General features: G+C 67.0%; 17 protein-coding genes. 14 read left to right on the forward strand and 3 right to left on the reverse strand.

Going from position 1 to position 18,616, the window contains the following annotated elements; all coding sequences use genetic code 11:
• Positions 1-83: 83 nt before the first annotated feature.
• Both CCZ27_RS12550 and CCZ27_RS12555 read left to right on the forward strand, forming a co-directional pair.
• On the forward strand, positions 84-656 hold the full coding sequence (locus CCZ27_RS12550; protein ID WP_096452511.1) for a YceI family protein: 573 nt from the start codon (positions 84-86) through the stop codon (positions 654-656).
• 54 nt (positions 657-710) lie between these two features.
• Positions 711-1,289 carry a YceI family protein gene (locus CCZ27_RS12555; protein WP_096448633.1) on the forward strand — a complete coding sequence of 193 codons (579 nt, stop codon included), beginning with the start codon at positions 711-713 and terminating at the stop codon, positions 1,287-1,289.
• 121 nt (positions 1,290-1,410) lie between these two features.
• Here the strand turns inward: CCZ27_RS12555 and htpG are convergent, their stop codons facing one another.
• Both htpG and greB read right to left on the reverse strand, forming a co-directional pair.
• Positions 1,411-3,342: a molecular chaperone HtpG gene (gene htpG / locus CCZ27_RS12560; RefSeq protein WP_096448635.1), complete on the reverse strand. Its 1,932-nt coding sequence runs from the start codon at positions 3,340-3,342 to the stop codon at positions 1,411-1,413.
• A gap of 117 nt (positions 3,343-3,459) precedes the next feature.
• Complete coding sequence (greB, locus tag CCZ27_RS12565) at positions 3,460-4,017, reverse strand: transcription elongation factor GreB (protein WP_096448636.1); 558 nt, start codon at positions 4,015-4,017, stop codon at positions 3,460-3,462.
• A gap of 182 nt (positions 4,018-4,199) precedes the next feature.
• On the opposite strand from greB, the gene CCZ27_RS12570 reads away from it, so the two are divergent.
• Genes CCZ27_RS12570 through CCZ27_RS12580 form a run of 3 tightly spaced genes read left to right on the forward strand, consistent with a single transcriptional unit; the run spans position 4,200 to position 6,086 of the window.
• On the forward strand, positions 4,200-4,415 hold the full coding sequence (locus CCZ27_RS12570; RefSeq protein WP_096448638.1) for a YdcH family protein: 216 nt from the start codon (positions 4,200-4,202) through the stop codon (positions 4,413-4,415).
• Between the two features lie 9 nt (positions 4,416-4,424).
• Positions 4,425-5,237 carry an alpha/beta fold hydrolase gene (locus CCZ27_RS12575; RefSeq protein WP_096448640.1) on the forward strand — a complete coding sequence of 271 codons (813 nt, stop codon included), beginning with the start codon at positions 4,425-4,427 and terminating at the stop codon, positions 5,235-5,237.
• A 54-nt stretch (positions 5,238-5,291) separates the two neighbouring features.
• Positions 5,292-6,086 (forward strand): DUF2189 domain-containing protein, encoded by a 795-nt coding sequence (locus CCZ27_RS12580; protein WP_096448642.1) that lies wholly within the window; start codon positions 5,292-5,294, stop codon positions 6,084-6,086.
• Between the two features lie 71 nt (positions 6,087-6,157).
• Here CCZ27_RS12580 and CCZ27_RS12585 read toward each other — a convergent pair whose 3' ends face one another.
• Complete coding sequence (locus CCZ27_RS12585; RefSeq protein ID WP_096448644.1) at positions 6,158-7,018, reverse strand: endonuclease/exonuclease/phosphatase family protein; 861 nt, start codon at positions 7,016-7,018, stop codon at positions 6,158-6,160.
• A 384-nt stretch (positions 7,019-7,402) separates the two neighbouring features.
• Between CCZ27_RS12585 and CCZ27_RS12590 the strand changes: the two genes are divergently transcribed.
• From CCZ27_RS12590 to CCZ27_RS12630, 9 genes are all read left to right on the forward strand, one after another.
• Positions 7,403-8,419: a cation diffusion facilitator family transporter gene (locus CCZ27_RS12590; RefSeq protein ID WP_232516374.1), complete on the forward strand. Its 1,017-nt coding sequence runs from the start codon at positions 7,403-7,405 to the stop codon at positions 8,417-8,419.
• A gap of 29 nt (positions 8,420-8,448) precedes the next feature.
• Positions 8,449-9,306: an HDOD domain-containing protein gene (locus CCZ27_RS12595; RefSeq protein WP_096448648.1), complete on the forward strand. Its 858-nt coding sequence runs from the start codon at positions 8,449-8,451 to the stop codon at positions 9,304-9,306.
• Between the two features lie 440 nt (positions 9,307-9,746).
• Complete coding sequence (locus tag CCZ27_RS12600; protein WP_096448650.1) at positions 9,747-10,841, forward strand: substrate-binding domain-containing protein; 1,095 nt, start codon at positions 9,747-9,749, stop codon at positions 10,839-10,841.
• 10 nt (positions 10,842-10,851) lie between these two features.
• On the forward strand, positions 10,852-12,030 hold the full coding sequence (locus tag CCZ27_RS12605) for a toxic anion resistance protein (protein ID WP_096448652.1): 1,179 nt from the start codon (positions 10,852-10,854) through the stop codon (positions 12,028-12,030).
• Complete coding sequence (locus CCZ27_RS12610; RefSeq protein WP_096448654.1) at positions 12,017-13,621, forward strand: substrate-binding domain-containing protein; 1,605 nt, start codon at positions 12,017-12,019, stop codon at positions 13,619-13,621. The genes CCZ27_RS12605 and CCZ27_RS12610 overlap by 14 nt, the downstream gene beginning before the upstream one ends.
• Entirely contained in the window at positions 13,618-14,241 is a 624-nt protein-coding gene (locus CCZ27_RS12615) for a hypothetical protein (RefSeq protein ID WP_096448656.1), read from the forward strand. The genes CCZ27_RS12610 and CCZ27_RS12615 overlap by 4 nt, the downstream gene beginning before the upstream one ends.
• A gap of 66 nt (positions 14,242-14,307) precedes the next feature.
• Positions 14,308-14,598 (forward strand): type II toxin-antitoxin system TacA family antitoxin, encoded by a 291-nt coding sequence (locus CCZ27_RS12620; RefSeq protein ID WP_096448658.1) that lies wholly within the window; start codon positions 14,308-14,310, stop codon positions 14,596-14,598.
• Positions 14,595-15,098, forward strand: a complete 504-nt coding sequence (locus CCZ27_RS12625) for a GNAT family N-acetyltransferase (RefSeq protein WP_096448660.1) — start codon at positions 14,595-14,597, stop codon at positions 15,096-15,098. The genes CCZ27_RS12620 and CCZ27_RS12625 overlap by 4 nt, the downstream gene beginning before the upstream one ends.
• A 607-nt stretch (positions 15,099-15,705) precedes the next feature.
• A complete protein-coding gene (locus CCZ27_RS12630) occupies positions 15,706-18,585 on the forward strand; it encodes an adenosylcobalamin-dependent ribonucleoside-diphosphate reductase (protein ID WP_096452513.1) in 2,880 nt (959 codons plus the stop codon).
• The last annotated feature ends 31 nt before the right edge of the window (positions 18,586-18,616 follow it).

Consider the following 18,616-nt stretch of genomic DNA (forward strand, 5'->3'; position numbering starts at 1 on the left):
GTGATTTGCGGGCCGTCGGCTATTTCACATCAATCTGCCCGGTTAGAGTTCGCCCATCACGAATCGCCCCTGGAACGATGACCATGAAACAGAGCACCCGCCTCGCCTTCGCCCTCGCCGCCGCGCTGGGCGCCACCCTGCCGCCCGCCGCCCTGGCGGTCGAATACAACCAGGTCCAGGCCGGCAAGAGCAGCATCGCCTTCGGCTACAAACAGATGGGAGTGGCGATGGACGGCAGGTTCCGCAAGTTCACCAGCCAGTTGAGCTTCGACCCCGCGCAGCCGGCGAACGCGAAGGCGGCGATCGAGGTCGATCTCGCCAGCGTCGACACCGGCGGGGCCGAATCGGATGGCGAAGTCGCCGGCAAGGAGTGGTTCAACACCAAGGCATTCCCCACCGCGCGCTTCGAATCCGGCACCGTGAAGGCGCTCGGCGGCAACCGCTACGAAGTGGCCGGCAAGCTGACGATCAAGGGCAAGACCCGGGACGTCGTCGTCCCCGCCACGTTCACGCCGCAGGGCAATACCGGCACGTTCGACGGCAGCTTCACCATCCGGCGTGGAGACTTCACCGTCGGCGAAGGCGCCTGGTCCGCCTTCGACATCGTCGCCAACGACGTGCAGATCAAGTTCCGCATCGCTGCCAGCGGCAAGTAGCCTCTGGCGCCCCTTCCAACCTTCCGCGACTTCCATCCCGCCAAGGAGAAATCCATGCATGCCTTCGCCAGACTTTCCGCCGCCCTCGTCATCGCCGCCGCTGCCACCGCCCCCGCGCTGGCCGCGCCGGAGACCTACAACGTCGACGGCACCCATACCTTCCCGCGCTTCTCGTACAGCCACTTCGGCATGTCCACGCAGCTCTCGCGCTTCGACAAGACGACCGGCACCGTGGTGCTCGACAAGGCGGCGAAGACCGGCGCGGTCGACATCGTCATCGACATGAAGTCGGTCAATACCGGCCATTCGACCTTCAACGAGCACATCCAGGGCGAGGACTTCCTCGATACCGCCAAGTACCCGACCGCCACCTTCAAGTCGACCAGGGTCAATTTCGAGGGCGACAAGCCGGCGAGCATCGACGGCAACCTGACGATCAAGGGCGTCACCAGGCCGGTGACGCTGAAGGTCACCAACTTCGTCAACATGGCGCACCCGATGCTGAAGAAGGATGCCATCGGCGCCGACGCCACCGTCGTCATCAAGCGCACCGAGTTCAACGCCGGCAAGTACGCGCCCAACGTGGGCGACGACGTGACGATCACCGTCTCGCTCGAAGCGATCAAGGGCTGAACGCGGCGCGGCCGCCGGTACCGGCGGCCGCAAACAGGAACGGGCGACCGGCATCCCGCCAGTCGCCCGTTTTCACGTCCGCATCGCGGCGCGCCGGCCCGCGACGGGCCGGGTTCGCCGCTCAGTTGCCGCTCATCGCCATCATCAACTGGTTGATGCGCTTGACGAAGGTCGCCGGGTCGTCGAGCTTGCCGCCTTCGGCCAGCAGCGCCTGGTCGAACAGTACCGCGGCCCAGTCGTCGAAGTGCTTCTCCTCGTACTTCAGGCGCAGCACCGCCGGATGCTGGGGATTGATCTCGAGGATGGGCCTGGAAGCCGGCGCGTCCTGGCCGGCCGCCTTCAGGATGCGCGCCAGGTTCATGCCCACGTCGTGCTCGTCGGCCACCAGGCAGGCGGGCGAATCGGTCAGGCGCAGCGTCACCTTCACGTCCTTCACGCGCTCGCCCAGGCTCGCCTTCATCCTGTCGAGCAATTCCTTGTACTCGTCGGCGGCCTTCTCGGCTTCCTTCTTCTCGGCCTCGTCCTCCAGCACGCCCAGGTCCAGGCCGCCCTTGGCGACCGACACCAGCGCCTTGCCGTCGAACTCGGCGAGGTTGCCGACCACCCATTCGTCCACGCGGTCGGACAGCAGCAGCACTTCGATGCCCTTCTTGCGGAAGATCTCGAGGTGCGGGCTGTTCCTGGCGGCGTTGAAGGACTCGGCGGTGACGTAGTAGATCTTGTCCTGGCCTTCCTTCATGCGGCCGATGTAGTCGGCGAGCGACACGACTTCGTCGGGCGTGTCGGCCTTGGTGGAAGCGAAGCGCAGCAGGCCGGCGATCTTCTCCCTGTTGGCGAAATCCTCGCCCACGCCTTCCTTCAGCACCTTGCCGAAGGCCCCCCAGAACCCGGCGTACTTCTCCTTGTCGGCGGCCTCCTCGCCGTTGGCGAGGCCCTCCAGCAGCGCGAGCACCTTCTTCGTGCAGCCCGAGCGGATGGTGTCGATGTCCTTGCTTTCCTGCAGGATCTCGCGCGACACGTTGAGCGGCAGGTCGGCCGAATCGACCACGCCGCGCACGAAGCGCAGATAGGTCGGCATCAGCTTCTCGGCGTCGTCCATGATGAACACGCGCTTCACGTACAGCTTGATGCCGTGGCGGGCGTTGCGGTCCCACAGGTCGAAGGGGGCGTTCTTCGGGACGTACAGCAGGTTGGTGTATTCGTGGCGGCCCTCGACGCGCGAGTGGGTCCACGCCAGCGGTTCCTCGAAGTCGTGCGCGACGTGCTTGTAGAAAGCCTTGTACTCGTCCTCGGAAATGTCGTTCCTGGAGCGGGTCCACAGCGCGTTGGCCTGGTTGACCGTCTCGTCCTCGTCGGTGAGCACCTGCTTCTTCTCTTCGTCGTTCCACTCCTCCTTTTTCATCACGATGGGCTGCACGATGTGATCGGAGTACTTGCGGATGAGGCTCTTCAGCTTCCACGACGACAGCAGGTCTTCCTGGCCCTCGCGCAGGTGCAGCGTGATCTCGGTGCCGCGCCCGGCCTTCTCGACCTGCTCCACGGTGTAGGCGCCGGCTTCGTCGCCGGCCATCGAGCATTCCCACCTCACCGCCTCGCCGGCGGGCAGGCCGGCGCGGCGCGACACCACGGTGACCTTGTCGGCGACGATGAAGGCGGAGTAGAAACCAACGCCGAACTGGCCGATCAGGTGGGCGTCCTTCTTCTGGTCGCCGGTGAGCTGGCCGAAGAATTCCCTGGTGCCGGACTTCGCGATGGTGCCCAGATGGGCGATCGCCTCGTCGCGGCTCATGCCGATGCCGTTGTCGGCAACGGTGATGGTCCTGGCCTCGGCATCGAAGCCGATGCGGATCCTGAGGTCGGGATCGTCCTCGTACAGCGCGCCGTCGTCGAGCGCCTCGAAGCGCAGCTTGTCGCAGGCGTCGGAAGCGTTGGAGACGAGTTCGCGCAGGAAGATCTCGCGGTTGGAATACAGCGAGTGGATCATCAGGTGAAGCAGTTGCTTCACCTCGGCCTGGAAGTTCAGCGTCTGGGCGGCTGCGGCGGTTTCGGACATGGATGCGGCTCCGTCTTGGTCATGGATTCGGTGGAGCGTTATCTGGGGCCGGTCGCGCCGCTTTCAAGCCCGCGTCTCCCGGCCGCGCCGGGTGCGGGCACGGTGCCCGCCCGCATCTCAGACGTAGCGGATCGCGACGATCTCGACCTCGCGCAGCCCCGCCGGGCTCTGGAAGCGCACCGTATCGCCCTCCCTCGCCTTCAGCAGCGCGCGCGCCAGCGGCGAGATCCAACTGATGCGCCCGTCGAAAGCGTTCGCCTCGTCCACGCCGACGATCTGCCAGGTCTGCTGCTCGGCGGAATCGACGTCCTCTATCGTCACCGTCGCGCCGAAGAAGACCTGGTCCAGTTCGCGCTGGCGCTCGGGGTCGACGACGTCGGCGCTCTCGATGCGCTTGATCAGGAAGCGGATGCGGCGGTCGATCTCGCGCAGCCGGCGCTTGCCGTAGATGTAGTCGCCGTTCTCGGAGCGATCGCCGTTGCCGGCCGCCCACGCCACGGTCTCGACCAGCCGGGGCCGCTCGACCCGCACCAGTTGGTCGAGTTCGGCGCGCAGCGCATCGTAGCCGCGGCGCGTCATGTAGTTCTTGCTGCCGGGCGGCAGGCGCAAGGAGGGCGAGAGTTCCTCGTCCTCGTCGTCCTGGCCGTCGCCTTCCCTGGTGAATGCCTTGCTCACGAATCAAGCCGCTGGTCCGTCCGTCAAGCACGGAATGTTAAGCGATGCCCTGCGCCGCTGCCATCCTCGGCCTCGGGTCCCGCACGGCGGCGCCTCGTGGTTGTCATTCTCCGGACAGCCGCATACCATCCGATCGAGCACTCCCCGGCGCGCAAGCGCCTCCCGCCCATGCAGGTGACTCGATGAACGATGCGTCCTTCGACGACGTAACCAGCCTGCGAGCCCGTCTGGAAGACTTGCGGATGGAACACCGCGACCTCGATGAAGCCATCGCGCGCCTCACCGCCGCACCGATCGACGACGAACTGATGCTGCGCCGGCTCAAGAAGCGCAAGCTCGCGCTGAAGGATCGCATCGCCGCCATCGAGCGCATCGTCGAACCCGACGAATTCGCCTGAGCGATGCCCATGCCCCTGGCCCAACTGGAGTTCGACGGCCGGCGCGTCCGCGTGGCCGACAGCGGCGCACCCGCGGCCGATGCGCCGGCCGTCGTGCTGATCCACGGCGCAGGCCACGACCACGAGACCTGGGACGAGGTGGCTGCCGCGCTCGCCGGCGCGGGCCTGCGGACCCTGGCGCCGGACCTGCCGGGGCACGGCGGATCGGACGGCCCCGCACTCGCCGACGTCGGCGCGCAGGCCGGATGGCTGCTGCGCCTGGTCGATGCGCTGGAACTGCCGCGGTTCTGCCTCGCAGGCCACAGCATGGGCTCGCTGACCGCCCTCGCCGCCGCCGTGCGGGCGCCCGATCGCTGCACCGGACTGGTGCTGCTCGGGAGCATGGCGCCGATGCCGGTCGCGCCGGTCTTGCTCGAGGCGGCACGCGAGGACCCGCCGGTTGCGCACGCGCTGATCAACAAATGGACCTTCGGCCCGGTCGATGTCCTCGGCGAAGCGCGGCTGGACGCACTCCAGGCCCGCAACCTGCGGCGCATGGAGCGGCAGGCAGCCGGTTCGCTCGCGCTCGATCTCGGTGCCTGCGACGCCTGGCAGGACGGCCTGGCCGCCGCGGCGCGGGTGCGCTGCCCGGCCCTGCTGATCTGCGGCGAGCGCGACCGCATGACCCCGCCCGAACTGGCGGCGCCCCTCTTCGACGCGCTGCACGCCGCGGCGGGCGGCGCGAGCCTGATCCGGATTCCCGGCGCCGGTCACGCGCTGATGGACGAAGCGCCGGCGACCGTGAGCGATGCGATCCGGGCGTTCGTCGCCACGGCACCCTGACAAGAACCGCGACACGCGGCTCCGCTGCACCCGAGGCCCAACCTGGAGAACGACATGCCGCAGCCGAACGATGCCCCGCTGGACGACGGCCAGCACCTGCCCTTCCCCACCGTGCGCGACGTGCCGGCCGGCGCCCCCCTGCGCTGGCTGGCACGCGGCCTGGCCGACCTCAGGTCCTGCCCCATCCCCAGCCTGTTCTACGGCTTCTGCTTCGCGGGCATGGGCCTCCTGATCACCTTCGTGTTCGAGCACGCCTACGAGTACACATCTGCGCTGACCTCGGGCTTCCTGCTGCTCGGCCCCTTCGTCGCCATGGGCCTGTACGAGATCAGCCGCCGCCGCGAACTCGGACTGCGCTGCTCGCTTGCGCCGACCCTCACGGTGTGGCGCCGCAACGTGGGCAACCTCGGCATCTTCGCCGTGGTGCTGGGCGTGGTCTTCCTGGTGTGGGCGCGCGCCTCGCTGGTCATCTTCGCCCTCTTCTACACCAACGAGATGCCCAACCTGTCCGGCTTCCTCGATCAGGTGCTGAGCCTGCGGAACTTCGAATTCCTCGGCGTGTATTTCGGCATCGGCCTGGTCTTCGCCACCATCGTGTTCGCCGCCAGCGTGGTGTCCATTCCCCTGATGCTCGACCGCAACCAGGATGCGATCAGCTCCATGCTCGCCAGCTTCGGCGCGCTGCTGCGCAACCCGGCAGCGATGCTGGTGTGGGCCTTCTTCATCGTCGGCCTGACGATCGTCGGCTTTCTCACCTTCCACCTCGGCCTGGTCGTGACGATGCCCATCGTCGGGCATGCGACATGGCACGCCTATCGCGACCTGGTCGAGCCGCTGCCCAAGACCTAGGCCCGGCCCGCGTCCGCCGCGGGGGAAGGCGCGCGGTCCGGTGCCGTGCGCCTCCCTTCCCGCAGGCGGTTTCAGCAGGAAGGCGCGTCGTCGAGTTCCAGCACGATGGGCTGGTGATCCGAGGCGGCGGTGCCGGCCAGCACCTGCAGCGAGCGCACGCGGGCAGCGATGTCGTCCGTGACGAAGGCGAAATCGCAGCAATACGCCCTGTCGGGCCACTCCGCGCCATGCAGGCCCACGGTGGGGGCATGCGCGGCATCCGGATGCAGAACCCGCCAGGCATCGCGCCACGACGGCGTGCCGGCGGCCGGCGCCTGGAACATGCGCAGGTATTCGGCCGAGCCCGGCTCGCAGTTGAAGTCGCCGCACACCACCGCCGAGGCGGGCCGCGGCCGGGCGGCGAAGGTGGGGTTGGATTCCTTGCCGGGCGGCGTCATCCGCGCATGCCCCGCGGCTTCTTCCTGCAGCGCGCACAGCGCCGCCACCTGCGCGGCGCGCTGCGGCGCCGAGTAGTACTCGAGATGCGTCGTCAGGATGCGCAGCCCGCCCCAGGGTGCGCTCACCACTGCCTCGACGCAGACGCGCGGCATGCCGGGCACGGCCGGGTCCGCCGGGAAGGGCAGCAGGTGGCGGAACGCCTGCCCCACCGGCAGCCGCGACAGCAGCAGATTGCCGAAGCGCGCCCGCCCGCCCTCGCCGTCGGGCACGTCGAGGGCGGCGCCATACACCGCCTCGAAACCGGGAAAAGCCTCCGCCAGCAGCGCAGGCGCGTCCTCGCGGGCCCCGCCGGGCAGGCCGGGAAAGTTGCTCGCCACCTCCTGCAGGCAGATCACGTCGGCCGCCGCCTCGCGCAGCACGGCGACCGTGCGCGCCAGATCGACGCGGCCGTCGGCGCCACGGCCCCACTGTATGTTCCAGCTTACGATGCGCATCGCTTTCTCCGCTCCGGACCAGGGGATCGATCATAGCGCCCGTGGTACGTACGGGGGCCGTCTTCCGGCGCCGCCGGGGCGATCGCACGAGAGCCCGGAATCCGGTCCGGTGGCGGGGGATGCGCTCCGCGTTCTGCGCAACTCGACCTCGCTTCGCTCGGGACTCGGACAATGCTCGCCCGCTCCGCGCATCCCCCGCCACCGGACCTGCCGCGTCGCGCGCCTCGAAAGCTGCGAAGCCCTTCTTCGTTCGATCGCCTCGCCGTGGCCGTGGCCTCGCTTTCGAGGCGCCCCGCCAGAGGCCATAATTGAATCGCTCCCGTCTCTTCTCCCGCCATGCCAAGCCCCTCCCGCCACACCTCCGATGCCGTATCGGACCACGCCGTGCCACACGGCACGGCGGACGCGCATGCGCGGGAACACGATCACGCCGCCGGACACGGCCGGCACGACGAACATCACCATCACGCGCACGATCCGCAGCACGGGCACGGCGCGGGGCACTCGCACCATCACGCCGCCAGCCGCTGGCTGCCCCTGGCCCTCGCGCTGACGCTGGGCTTTGCCTTCGTCGAGGCGCTGGCCGGCTGGTGGGCGGGTTCGCTCGCGCTGCTGGGCGATGCGGGTCACATGGTCACCGACGCGACCGCCCTCGGCCTCGCCGCGCTCGCGGCGCGGGTCGCACGGCGCCCGGTGAGCGCGCGCCACTCCTTCGGCCTGCCGCGTGTCGAAGCCCTCGCCGCGCTGGCCAACGCACTGTTCATGCTCGCGCTCGTACTCGCCCTGCTGTGGCAGGCGGCGGTGCGCCTTGCCGAACCGCGACTGATCGAGGGTGCGACCGTGACGCTGGTGGCGCTGGGCGGCCTGGCGCTCAACCTCGCGGTCGCCTGGCTGCTCACGCGCGGCGAATCGGACCTGAACACGCGGGCGGCCCTGCTCCACGTGATGGGCGACCTGCTCGGCTCGGTCGCAGCGCTGGCGGCCGGCCTGGTGATCCAGTTCACCGGCTGGATGCCGATCGACCCGCTGCTGACCATGCTGATCTGCGGCCTCATCCTGGCCTCGACGCTCGGCCTGCTGCGCCGCGTGGTGCACACCTTGCTGGAGGGCGTGCCGGACGGCATCTCGCTGCCGGAAGTCGGGCGTGCGATGGCGGCGGTGGACGGCGTGCGCTCGGTGCACGACCTCCACATCTGGAGCCTGGATTCCCGCCGGCCGGCGCTGTCGGCCCATCTGGTGCTGGCGGACGCGCGGCGCTGGCCGGCCGTCCTCGAGGCCCAGCGCCACCTGCTCGCGGAACGCTTCGGCATCGATCATGTCACCTTGCAACCGGAGCTGCCCGCCGCCGCTCCATTGGTTTTCATGCCCAATGGTTCAAGACCCGGCGCCGATCACCGATAATCACTGCATCCTCTTCCGGACGAGCGCCCATGTATTCCGCACAGGAACTGGTCAGCCAGATCGACGCCCTCACCTCCCTGCCCACCGTGTATCTGCGCATCCGCGAGCAGATCGATTCGCCCGATGGCGGAATCCACGAGGTGGCGCGCCTGGTGGCGGCCGACCCCGCCCTCACGGCGCGCCTGCTGCGCGTGGTCAATAGTGCGATGTACGGCTACGACGGCACGATCGACAGCGTGCATCGCGCGATCACCATCCTCGGCCTGCAGCAGGTCCACGACCTGGTGCTGGCGATGTCGCTCGAATCGGTGTTTCGCGGCATCCACCCCGAATCGATGGACATGAACCGCTTCTGGCGCGCCAGCGTGATGCGCGGCCTCACCGCGCGCGCGGTCGCGCTGGCCTGCCAGCAGCCGGCGCCGGAACGCATCTTCGTCATCGGCCTGCTGGCCGACATCGGCCACCTGGTGATGTACCACTACGTCCCGGGGCCCGCGCAGGATGCGGCATCGCAGTCGACGGCATCGGGCGAAGCGCTGTACCTGGCCGAGCAACGCCTGGTCGGCTGCGATTTCGCCGAGGTCGGCGCCACGCTGATGGACCACTGGAAGCTGCCGGGCTGCTTCGCCGGCGTCATCGGCGCCCAGACGCGGCCGCGGCTCGGCGGCGAGTACGCGCGCGATGCAAGCGTCGTGCATCTGGCCAACCATATCGTGCGCGCCGACGAACTCACCCTCTCCAGCGAGGAGGCCGTTGCGGGCGTCGATCCGCTGGTGTGGGCGACGCTGGACCTGCAGCCGCGTTCGATCGGCGACATCCGGGAAGAGGCGGAACTCCACCTCGCCGCCTACGTGTCGCTGTTCTTCCCCGGCGGGCGCAGCCGCTGAAACGCATCGCCCAGCGCCACGGCCCGACTTGCCGAGGTTGGCGCCTCGACGTATCGATCGCCGAAGACCTCCCGTAGGCGCACCGGGTCGCACTTGTGCCAGTGCCCAGTCATGCGCACATCGCCAGTGATGGCCGCGCAGCACTCGCGGAATGACAGCGCTCCCGGCTTGCCGGCGAACAGGTCATCCAGGATCAGGTCAGCCTTCGATGGGGCTTTTTGCCCTGGGGCGGCCCAGCGGCAAGAAAGCGCAGTCCGGCGGCGTCGCGACACCAACCCGGAAAGGCGGATAGGCCCTTCCTCGTAGCCAAGAGGTGGAGATCCGGATCCGTGCCGACAATGACACGTGGTAGCACCAGATTGGCGGTACGTGTAATTTCGTAAGGAAGTTCGTGCATCGTTTCGCCGCCGCGGGCTGGCCGCCATGGGAGGAATCCAGGAATGCAAGCCAAAAAACTCTTGAGCCTTGCGCTCGGAGTCCTGATGCTGGTCGGGGTCATCGCTGCCGTCTTCTGGTCGTCGGGCAAGAAGACGGCGAACGATGCCCAGGCCTCCCACATCGTCGTGAAAGTGCTGACCGGCAGCGAAAAGATGCCGCTGCTGACCGATCCGAGGTTCGAGGCGGCGATGGCCCGCCAGGGTCTGATCATCGAGGCGCGCAAGGCCGGTTCGCGCGAGATCGCGGTGCGCAGCGACCTCGCAAGCTTCGACGTGGCGTTCCCCGCCGGCCAGCCGGCCGCGGCGAAGATACGCCAGGCGGTGACGAGCAAGGCGGCCGAATCCGTGCTGGTCACGCCCATGGTCATCGCGAGCTGGAAGCCGGTCGCCGAACTGCTCAAGGCCAACGGCATCGTCCGGGAAGCGGATGGCGCGCTGTGGGTCATCGACATGGAAAAGCTGCTGGCGCTGATGACGAAGGGCGAGCGCTGGCGGGACCTGCCGGGCAACAAGAGCTACGCGGTGGGCAAGTCCATCCTGATTTCCACGACGGACGTACGAACCTCCAACTCGGCGGCCCAGTTCCTGGCGCTGGCGAGCTATCTCTTCAACGGCCGCGACGTCGTGGCCGACAGCGCGACGGCCAGCAAGATTGCGGACCAGGTCGTCCCCTTCTTCGCCAAGCAAGGCTTTCAGGAATCGTCCAGCGCCGGGCCGTTCGAGGACTACATGACCATCGGCCTCGGCAAGGTGCCGCTGGTCTGGGTCTATGAATCGCAGTACATCGAGCAGGCGCTGAAGGGCGCGCTCAAGTCGGACATGGTGCTCCTCTATCCGCAGCCGACGGTGTTCTCCAAGCACACGGCGGTCGCGCTGAGCGACCCCGGCATGCGCTTCCTCGCCGCGCTGAAGGACCCGGAAGTGCAGGCCATCTCGGCGGACTACGGTTACCGCGTCGAAGGTTCCGGCGACACGCTGAAGCAGAAACTCCAGACGCAGGGCATGGCCCTGCCCGACATCATCGACGTGGCGGATGCCCCGGCGCATGACTTCCTGGAGCAGATGATTTCCGAAATCGAAACCCGACTCTCTCGTTAAAGGAACGGCCATGAGCGAAACGACGACCCTTGAAGCCCCCGCCGCGCTGGAAGCCCCCGAAGTGCTGACACCCGTGCCCCGCCGGTCGGCTTCGGACATGGTGCCGGTCAAGCCGGAACGCCAGTCCGACCTCGAACGCCGTGTCGACGCCTACGTTCACGAACTGCTGCAGGCCGATTTCGGCAGCGAATCCTTCCGCAAGAAGATGGACGAATCGAATGCCATCGGCCGCAAGTCCATCGCGGAATCCAGCATGCTGACCGGGCGCTTCATGGACAAGAACTTCATCGGCCTCGAAGACAGCCCGGCCTTCCGCGCCATCAACGAACTGCGCGACCTGTTCGAGGATCTGAACCCGGCACGCGAAGGCGACCTGCTCGCGCCGAACAAGATCCTCGGCCTCATCCCCTTCGGCAGCAAGCTCAAGACCTATCTGCGCAAGGTCGACTCCGCCGGCAGCCACATCGGCAAGCTGCTGGGTGACCTGCGCGGCGCCCAGGACGAACTGCGCCGCGACGTTGCCGCACTGGGCGAAATGGAAAGCAGGCTGTGGCAGTCGATGGGGCTGGTCAAGGAAGCCACTGTCTTCGCCGAAGCGCTGGACACCCGCCTGAGCGAGGAAGTCAAAACCTTGCGCACGACCGACACCATCCGCGCCGAAGCGCTCGAACAGGAGGTGCTGTTTTACGCCCGTCAGGCCCTGTCCGACCTGTTGGCCCAGCAGGCGGTAAACGTGAATGCCTACCGTCAGGTCGGCGTCTGGCGCAAGGCCGGCCGCGAGCTCATCAACGGCTGCGACCGGATGGCGACCACCGGCATCAGCGCGCTGGCCACGGCGCAGGGGCTGGCGCGCGCGGCCGGCACGCAGATCAAGGTCATGGACATGCTCAAGGGCAGCTCGGCCGCGATCGGCGACCTCATCGAGCAGACCTCGGTGATGCTGGGCCAGCACGTCGAGCGCATCGGCGAATTCTCGTCCAACCCGGTCGTCGCCATCGAAAAGCTGAAGACCGCGTTCGAGAACACGACCAAGGCCATCGACAACATGGACAACTTCCGCAGCCAGGCGCTGGAGAACATGGCCAAGAACAACGCCATGCTGAAGGACCTCATCACCGGCGCCGAACAGGAGATCGCCGCCCGCCGCGGCGCCGTCGAGCCCCGGGAGGCAAGCCATGTCCCGGCTTGAATCCCTGTTCGCTCGGCTGGGCGTCGCTCTCGCCACCCTCGCCGCCGTCCTGGCGCTGACCGCCTGCGGACCGCAAAGCGGCTCCGATGGCCCGGCCGCGCAGTCCGGCGACACGCTGCGCATCCTGGCCGGCTCGGAAGTGCAGGATCTCGCGCCGCTGAAGGAAGACATGGCGCGCGCCGCGGGCATGCAGGTCGAGTTCTCCTACACCGGCTCGCTGGACGCAGTCGAGGCGCTGGAAAGCGGCGAGGAATACGACGCCGTGTGGCTGTCCCACGGCAAGTACCTGCAGCAGACCGAAAGCCTCAAGCCGCGCATCAAGGCTTCCGAGCGCATCATGACCAGCCCGGTGATCCTCGGCGTCAAGCGCAGCAAGGCCGACGCGCTGGGCTGGACGAAGAACGAGCCCACTTGGGGCGACGTGGCCACCGCCGCTGCAACGGGCAAGCTCGACTACGCGATGACGAGCCCGTCGTCGTCCAACACGGGCTTCACCGCGCTGGTCGGCGTGGCCTCCGCGCTGGCCGGCACCGGAGATGCGCTGGACATCCAGAGCATCCAGACCGACAAGCTCGCCGCGCTCTTCAAGGGCCAGAAGTTCATCGCCGGCTCGTCCGGCTGGCTGGCCGACGCCTACGTCCAGCGCCAGGGCGAACTCGACGGCCTCGTGAACTATGAGTCGGTCATCCTGCAGCTCAACGCCGGCGGCAAGCTCCAGGAACCGCTCGTGCCGGTGTATCCCAAGGAAGGGATCGTCACGGCCGACTACCCGCTGATGCTGCTGAACGACACCAAGCGCGACGCCTACACCAGGCTGGTCGCCTACCTGCGCAAACCGGAAACGCAGGGCTTCATCACCCGGAACACGCTGCGCCGACCGATCACCGCCGGTGTCGAACGCGCCGCGAGCATTCCCGATCGCGTGCTCATCGAACTGCCCTTCCCCGCTTCGCGCACGGTGATGGACGCGCTGCTCGAAGCCTACCAGGCCCAGTTGCGCCGCCCGGCCTCGACCTACTTCGTGCTGGACGTATCCGGCTCGATGAAAGGCCAGGGCATCGAACAACTGCAGGGCGCCATCGCCGGCATGGCGGGCGACGACACTTCGCTGACCGGCCGCTTCGCCCGTTTCCAGTTGCGTGAGCAGGTCCTGCTGCTGCCCTTCTCCGACAGGGTCTTCCCGCCGCTCGTGGTGACCATGCCGGAGAACGCCGCCGACGTGCAGGCGACGCTGGAACGCATCCGCCGGTTCAACCAGTCGCTGAGCCCCGACGGCGGCACCGCGATCTTCACCGCCGTGCAGCACGCCTACGCCAGGGCGCTGTCCGACAAGGGCCGCGACGCTGGCCGCCAGTACGGCATCGTGCTGATGACCGACGGCGAGAACACCGCCGGCATGGGCCGCGAGGAATTCCTCCGCTGGTATGCAGGGCTGCCCTCCGCGCAAAAGAGCATTCCCGTGTTCGTCGTGCTCTTCGGCGACGCGGACGCCGACGAACTGAAGGCCATCGCCGACGCTACCGGCGGACGCGTGTTCGACGGCCGCAAGAGCCTGCGCACCGCGTTCAAGCAGATCCGGGGTTACCTGTGAGCAGTGTGGCCAGCAAGGTCGAATACTTCCTCTACGGCACCCCTCATCTGGTCGGCAGCGGCGCCGTGCTGCTGGGCCTCGCGCTCTATTTCAGCGGGTTCATCGGCCCGGGCTGGTGGGCCATCCTGATCGGGCTCTACGTCGCGGGCTTCCTGCTTGCACGCGGATTGACGAACACGGCGGCCGTCGCCGCCGAACTGGACGAATCCCGCCTGCTGCAGGAGCTTCGGACGCTGGCCGAATCCGCCCGGAAGCGCGTGCCGCAGGACGCCCGCGTGCTGATCGACGCCATCGTCGAGAAGGCCAACACCCTCATCCCCGCCCTGGACAGCCTTGAAAAGCGCGGCGTCATCGGCGCCAAGGTCCGTCACGACGTACTCACCGGCATCACCCGCTACCTGCCCGACACCTTGGGCAGCTATCTCGCGCTGCCGCCGGCCTACCTCAAGCTGCATCAGGCCGGCACGAACAGCCCGACCCGGATGCTCACCGAGCAGTTGGCACTGATAGACCGGCACATGGATACCTGCCTCAAGGATGCGTTCGACGAGCATGCTTCAGCGTTGGCGGTGAATGGGCGGTTTCTTGCGGACAAGATGGGGGGTGGTCTTGGCGTTTGACAACTCAAATTGTACTGACAACGACACTACACAGCGCTAGACTGGTGAATTGCAGGAGGTCCAGTCATGGCGACACCAAACACCGAACGCGGCGCACGCGAAACGCTGAATATCCGCATCAAACCCGATGAGCGGAGTCTGATAGACCGCGCCGCGAAGGCGCGAGGGAAGAATCGCAGCGAGTTCGTGCTGGAAGCCGCACGAATTGCTGCCGAGGAAGCTCTGCTCGACCAGGTCATCATTTCGGCCAGCCCGGAAGCCTATGAGGCATTCTTGGCGCGGCTCGATATGCCTCCTCAGCCCAACGAGCGTCTGCGCAAGACGATGCAGACCCCGGCGCCTTGGGAGAATGCATGACGGTTCGCGCGCCGGAGCCGTTGGACTCTCATCACGAGCTTGAAACGTTCTCGTCGGGCGTCGAGAGTCTCGACCATTGGCTGAAACGTCGCGCCCTGAAGAATCAGGCGACTGGTGCATCCCGCACTTTCGTTGCGTGCGTGGATCGCCGCGTACTGGCGTACTACGCCCTCGCTTCGAGCGCGATTATCGCAGACGCCGCACCGGGCCGTTTTCGCCGCAACATGCCAGACCCGATTCCCGTCGTGGTCCTTGGACGACTGGCCGTAGACCTTTCACTGCAGGGAAGAGGTATGGGCCGTGCCTTGATGCGGGATGCCGGACTACGCGTCATCCAGGCTGCGGATACCATCGGAATCCGCGGGATGATCGTGCACGCGCTCTCCGCCGAGGCAAAAGCTTTTTATGAGCAGATCGGCTTCGAGTCATCACCGCTGGATCCGATGACGCTGATGGTCACACTGACCGACTTGAGATCGAGCTTGGCCCCTTCGGCGTGACTGATTGTGGGTGAATCCAACCGTTGATCGCGTTCGAGCGGGTATGCCGCGCTGAGTCGCGAACGATTCCCATCTACGCTATCGTTGAACCGGATCGGCAGTGAAACGGTGCCGGGCTGTGCAAGGGGGCGTGGATGGTTGGTATTTTCGGCCGCTGCTTCGCAGGTTTGGCCGCCGCGATGTTTCTTGCGCCGGCGCCAGCCAACCGGGCCGCGGGGCGGGGAAGGCATACTGCTGCCGGCACATGGCGCCCATGCGCATTCGGGGCATGACTACCATTCCCCCGCCAGCGTCTGAAACGCCAACGTCGAACAAAGCGTGCCGCAGCTCCAGTCTTCGTCGAAGGCGGCCGCGCCACTTTTCTTTCCGCCCGCCCACCTGCGGAGAAACCCGCGCAGGCAGGCGGAACTCCGCGAAAACAAAGGATTTTCCGCTCCCGGAAGGCAACGGCCGGAGATACTACATCTAGTGCGAATGAACGATATGTTGCACAAGAAATAATCACAAATATCTGTTTTAAAACATTTTTATTTTTTTGCGAAAACGGGATTTACGCGCTATTCTTCAGTCCGTCCCACATACAAGAACGAGGGTGAAGAAAAGCACCATGAGCGCAACGATCCAGCACACCACCAAGCTCGACGCCGGCACGCTGGCAGCCCAGGAAATCTCCGGCGAAGTCCTCGTCGAGAAATACGCCAAGGGCGGCGAGAAGACGGTTGCCGAAGTCCGCCAGCGCGTCGCGCGCGCCCTTGCCGCCGTCGAGGCCGAAGACAAGCGCGCCTACTGGGAAGCGAAGTTCCTCGAAGCGCAGGAGAAAGGCTTCGTGCCGGCCGGACGCATCAACAGCGCCGCCGGCACCACGCTGGCCGCCACCCTCATCAACTGCTTCGTGCAGCCGGTGGGCGACTCGGTGACCGAGGCGGTCGACGGCCGTCCCGGCATCTACACCGCGCTCGCCCAGGCCGCCGAAACCATGCGCCGCGGCGGCGGCGTCGGCTACGACTTTTCGTCGATCCGTCCCAAGGGCGCCCTGGTGAAGGGCACGGCCTCGAACGCCTCCGGCCCGGTGTCCTACATGCGCGTGTTCGACCGCTCGTGCGAAACCGTCGAATCCGCCGGCGCGCGGCGCGGCGCGCAGATGGGCGTGCTGCGCTGCGACCATCCGGACATCGAGGAATTCATCCACGCCAAGGACGAGGGCGACCTCACCAACTTCAACATCTCGGTCGGCGTCACCGACCCCTTCATGAAGGCGGTCGAAGCCGGCGGCGACGTCGAACTGGTGCACAAGGCCGAACCGACCGAGGACCTGAAGCAGGCCGGCGCCTACCAGCGCGACGACGGCATGTGGGTGTACCGCAAGGTGCGCGCGCACGATCTGTGGGACCAGATCATGCGCTCCACCTACGATCACGCCGAACCGGGCATCCTGTTCCTGGACCGCATGAACCAGGACAACAACCTGTACTACTGCGAGACCATCGAGGCCACCAACCCGTGCGCCGAACAGCCGCTGCCGCCCTATGGCTGCTGCTGCCTGGGTTCGATCAACCTGACGCCGTTCATCAAGCATCCCTTCGCCGACAAGGCGGAGTTCGACTACGCCGCCTTCGGCAAGGTGGTCGACATCTCCATCCGCATGCTCGACAACGTGCTCGAGGCCACCCACTGGCCGCTCGAGCAGCAGCATGCCGAAGCACAGTCCAAGCGCCGCGTGGGCCTGGGCTTCACCGGCCTGGGCGATGCGCTGATCATGCTCGGCAAGCGCTACGACACGCCGGAAGCGCGCGACGTGGCGCGCGGGATCTCCGAATACATGCGCAACCGCGCCTACCTGGCCTCGTCCGACCTGGCCAGGGAACGCGGCGCCTTCCCCCTGTTCAATGCCGACCTGTACCTGTCGGGCGGCAACTTCGCCTCGCGCCTGCCGGCCGAGGTGAAGGACAAGATCCGCAAGCAGGGCATCCGCAACTCGCACCTGCTGTCGATCGCGCCCACCGGCACGATCTCGCTGGCCTTCGCCGACAACGCCTCCAACGGCATCGAGCCGCCGTTCTCCTACACCTACACCCGCCGCAAGCGCATGGCCGACGGCACCTTCAAGGAATACGCGGTCGAAGACTACGCCTGGCGCCTGTACAAGCACCTCGGCGGCAACGTCGACGCGCTGCCCGCCTCCTTCGTCACCGCGCTGGAGATTTCCGCCCAGGCGCACAAGGACATGGTCGCCGCGGTCGCGCCCTACATCGACACGTCGATCTCCAAGACGGTGAACGTGCCGGAAGATTATCCGTACGCCGAGTTCGAGGATCTCTACCTCACCGCCTGGAAGGCCGGCCTCAAGGGCCTGGCCACCTACCGCCCGAACAACGTGCTCGGTTCGGTGCTGTCGGTGACGCCGACGACCGGGCAGAAGCAGCCGCACGACGTCGAACTCTCCGACGCCAACCGCCGCCTGTCGATCAAGAGCCTGCCGGCGCCGGTGCTAGCCAGCCTGCGCTGGCCGGGGCGCCCGGAGATGCCGGACGGCAACATGGCATGGACCTACATGCTCAACACCCCGACGGGCGACTTCGCCCTCTTCGTCGGCCAGTTCGGCACCAACGGCGGCACCTTCCCGTTCGAAGTGTGGGTGAACGGCGCCGACCAGCCGCGCGGCCTGGGCGCGGTCGCCAAAACCCTGTCGATGGACATGCGCGCCAACGACCGCGGCTGGCTCAGGCTCAAGCTCGAAACGCTGGCGCGCACGGTGGGCGAGAAATCCTTCGAGATGCCCTTCCCGCCGCACGGCGAGAAGAAGCTGTTTCCCGGCACGGTGTCGGCCTTCGCCCAGGTGGTGCGCTACCGCTGCGAAAAGCTCGGCACCTTCGACAAGGAAGACGAAACCAACCCGGTGCTGGACACCCTGTTCAGCCTGGAAGAGCCCAAGACCGGCACCGACGGCACGCTGTCGTGGACGGTGGACATCCACAACCCGGCCACCGGCGAAGACTTCGTGCTCGGCCTGAAGGAAATCACGCTGCCGGCGCAGGACGGCTACGCCGTGGGCGTCACCCGCCCGTACTCGGTGTGGCTGTCGGGCAACTATCCGCGCGCGCTGGACGGCCTGACCCGCATCCTGTCGCTCGACATGCGCGTCATGGACCCGGCCTGGATCGGCATGAAGCTGCGCAAGCTGCTCGACTACCCCGAGCCGCTGGGCGACTTCATGGCCTTCGTGCCCGGCACCAGGCGCCAGCAGAACTACCCCAGCACGGTGGCCTACCTGGCCCAGCTCATCATCCACCGCTACGCCATGCTCGGCGTGCTGGACGAGAAAGGCTACCCGACGCGCGAGATGGGCATTCTCGAGTCGCCGCGCGACGACAGCGAGCCGAAACTGATGCAGGGCGCGCTGTGCACCGAATGCGGCAACCACACGGTGATCCGCAAGGACGGCTGCGATTTCTGCACCGCATGCGGCGCCGTGGGCACCTGCGGCTGAGGATGATAATCTAGAAAAAGATCATATCCCT

Origin of the sequence: Thauera sp. K11 (assembly GCF_002354895.1) — a bacterium.
In the GTDB taxonomy this organism is placed as follows: Bacteria; Pseudomonadota; Gammaproteobacteria; order Burkholderiales; family Rhodocyclaceae; genus Thauera; species Thauera sinica.